Here is a 3,393-nt window from a genome sequence, read left to right on the forward strand (position 1 = left end):
GTGCGGGCGGGTGGGGGAGAATCCCGCGCGCCCGCACCCCGTCGGAGGGTCAGCGCGTCTCCACCCGCAGCGAAGCCGACGTGGTGACCGTCGCCGCCCCGGTGGCCGGGACCGTGATCTCCAGCGGCGCGCCGGCGACGGCCAGGCCCGTGACGTGGAGCGGCCGCAGCTCCTCGCCCAGGCTCGGGGCCACCGTCAACGTGCCGCCCGGCACGTCCGCCTCGAGACCGAGCAGCGACGTCAGCACCTGCACCGAGGCCGCCGCCGCCCATGCCTGGGGCCGGCAGGACGCCGGGTACGGCACCGGGCGGGCGCTCTCGTCGGCGCCGTAGCCGGCGAACAGCTCGGGCAGCCGCGCGTCGAAGCCGTCGGACGCCCGCAGCAGGCCGGCGGCCAACTGGCCGGCGGCCTCCGGGAATCCGGCCCTGGCCAGGCCCTGCACGGCGATCGCCGTGTCGTGCGGCCAGACCGCGCCCACGTGGTAGCCGAGCGGGTTGTAGCCGGCGGCCGCCGTGCTGTACGTGCGGAGGCCGAAGCCGGAGTCCAGGCGCGGGCCGGCCAGCCGGGCCGCGAGCAGCGCGCTCTCCTCACGGTCGAGCAGCCCGGTGCCCAGCAGGTGGCCGAAGCCCGAGGTGACCGAGTCCACCGGGCGCTTGTCCCGGTCGAGGGCGACCGCCGGGTAGGGGCCCTGCTCGTCCTCGACCCAGAACCGCTCGCGGAAGCGGACCTTGAGCCGCTCGGCCCACTCCACCCACTCGTCGGCGCCCGGCCGGTCGAAGGCGCGCAGCAGTGCCGCGCCGGCGTGCGCCGCCTCGTAGGCGTACGCCTGCACCTCGCACAGCGCGATCGGCGCGATGGCGAGGCTGCCGTCGCCGTAGCGGATGGAGTCGCCCGAGTCCTTCCAACCCTGGTTGGCCAGGCCGCGGCCCGTGGTGTCGATGTACTCCAGGAAGCCGTCGCCGTCCGCGTCGCCGTGGTCCCGCATCCAGCCGAGCGCGGCCTCCGCGTGCGGCAGCAGCGCGTCCACCTCGGCCGGGTCGAGGCCCCAGCGCCAGGTGTCGTGGAGCAGCGTGAGCCAGAGCGGGGTGGCGTCCACCGTGCCGAAGTAGCGCGGCGGCAACGATATGCCGTGCTCCGGGAGTTCGAGCGTCGCCCGGCGCACCTCGTGGAGGATCTTGCCCGGCTGCTCCTGGCTGTTCTCGTCGGTCGCCGTGCCCTGCCGGCGGGCCAGCACCCGCAGGGTGCCGGCGGCGAGCGAGGTGGAGAGCGGCAGCAGCATCCGCGCCGCCCACAGCGAGTCCCGGCCGAAGAGGGTGGCGAACCAGGGGGCGCCGGCCGCCAGGAACAGGTCGGACGGCTGCTCGGGGTCGGCCAGCAGCAGCCGCTCCAGGTCCAGGTGGGACTGGGTCAGCCAGCGGTCGAAGCGGCGGTCGGCGCTGCGCAGCCGCGGCTCCCGCCAGGGGGTGGTGCCCGGCTCGGCGGCGGGGAAGGTCGGCGGGCCGCTGTCGGCCACCGCGCAGACCAGTTCCGCGGTCCAGCTCTCGCCGGGCGCCAGCGAGACGTCGTAGCGCAGCAGCCCGCCGTCGGCGCCGGCGGTCACCTCGTCCGGCGCGGGTGACGAGGTCAGCCGCACGGACGTCGCCCCGGCCGGGTCGGTCGGGGTGCCGTGCCACTCCAGGCCGGCGTCGCCGAACGCGGTCGCCGGCAGCTCCGCGACGGCGATCCCGGACTTGACGCGCTCCATCGGCGAGAGGTCGGTGCCGGCGGACACCGTGACGGACATCCGGGCCGGCAGCCCGCCCGCGTTGACCACCTCGAGGACCTCGGTCAGCACCCCGGGACCGATCGCCCGCCGCCTGGTCAGCGTCACCGCCGGGTCGGCTGTGGACTCCGCCACACCGCGCAGCACCGACCGGAACAGCGCGGCGTCCGCGCCCTCCAGACCTCCGCCGACCGACGCCACCGGCACCCCGTCCACGGCCACGCGCAGCCGCGACAGCACCCGCACGTCAGCGTGGTAGAAGCCGTCCACGCCCCGCTCGAACTGCCCGTCGGGGCGGGAGACGGCGAAGCTCGGAGCGTACAGCGTCACGCACGCGTCGTGCAGGAACGGTTGCAGCCCGGCCTCGGTTTCGGCCGGGGACTTGACAGTCATGAACGTTGATACCAATCTTCTCAGCCATTGGAGCGTTCAAATGAATGTAGACGCAGTTCAGCTGGTCGGCAATGGTCATTTGATCGCTCCAAGAAACACAGCAGCAACATCCAACAGGCCGACGGCAGCCGACAGCAGGCCGACGGGGAACCGATGACGGACCACGGGAGACGACGAGCGATGACGCCACCGCCCGGCCGGCAGGCAGGACGACAGGGAGGGGTGACCCTCGCCATGGTCGCGCGCCGCGCCGGCGTCTCACCCCAGACCGTCTCCAACGCCATCAACGCGCCGGAGCTGCTGCGCCCCGACACGTTGGAGCGGGTGCGGCAGGCCATCGAGGCCATGGGCTACCGGCCGCACCGCGCGGCCCAGACGCTGCGCACCCGCTCCAGCCGGCTGATCGGCTACGGCATCCAGCCGGTCGACGTCGACCGGACGACGCCGGTGATGGACCGCTTCCTGCACGCCCTCACCCAGACCGCCGAGGAGGCCGGCCACCGCATCCTGCTGTTCGCCGCCCCGGTCGGCCCCGCGCTGCTCTCCGCGTACCAGGAACTGCTCGACACCTACAGCGTCGACGGCTTCGTGTTGAGCGACACCCACCGCGGCGACCCCCGTCAGACGTGGCTGGAAAAGCACGGTGTACCGTTCGCCGCGTTCGGGCGAATGTGGACGGGCCGGCAGATAGGCGACTTCGTGGACATCGACGGCGCCGGCGGCATCGAGACCGCCGTCGACCACCTGGTGGGGCTCGGCCACACCCGGGTCGGCTTCCTCGGCTGGCCGCGCGGCTCGGGCGCCGGCGACGACCGGGCGCTCGGCTGGAAGCGCGCCGTGCAGCGGCACGGCCTGCCCAGCCGCGGCCGACGGGCGGAGAGCGTCGACGACGTCGCGCACGCCGCGGCCGCCGTCCAGCCGCTGCTCGACGCCGGGATGACCGCGATCATCGCCGCCAGCGACACCCTCGCCATGGGCTGCTACCGCGCGCTCCGCGAACGCGCCCTGGTCCCCGGGCAGGACCTGTCGATCGTCGGCTTCGACGACTCGCCGGCCGCCGCGCTGGTCTCGCCCGGACTCACCAGCATCGACCAGCCCATGACGACCGTGGGCCGGGAGTGCGTCCGGCTGCTGCTCGCCCGCGTCGCCGAGCCGGACCGCCCCCCGGAGCACGTCGTGCTCGACCCCGCCCTCGTGGTCCGCGAGAGCACGGCCACGCCCCCCTCGGACCTCCTGAC

Annotated in this window: 2 protein-coding genes; one reads left to right on the forward strand and one right to left on the reverse strand. The window is 74.5% G+C overall.

Annotation, left to right across the window (positions count from 1 at the left end; translation table 11 throughout):
* Positions 1-49 precede the first annotated feature (49 nt).
* Positions 50-2,155: an amylo-alpha-1,6-glucosidase gene (locus E1283_RS34010; protein ID WP_132822026.1), complete on the reverse strand. Its 2,106-nt coding sequence runs from the start codon at positions 2,153-2,155 to the stop codon at positions 50-52.
* A gap of 222 nt (positions 2,156-2,377) precedes the next feature.
* Between E1283_RS34010 and E1283_RS34015 the strand changes: the two genes are divergently transcribed.
* On the forward strand, positions 2,378-3,393 hold a 1,016-nt coding region (locus tag E1283_RS34015), incomplete at its 3' end, for a LacI family DNA-binding transcriptional regulator (RefSeq protein ID WP_243745298.1).

Origin of the sequence: Streptomyces hainanensis, from assembly GCF_004348415.1 — a bacterium.
Classification (GTDB): domain Bacteria; phylum Actinomycetota; class Actinomycetes; order Streptomycetales; family Streptomycetaceae; genus Streptomyces; species Streptomyces hainanensis.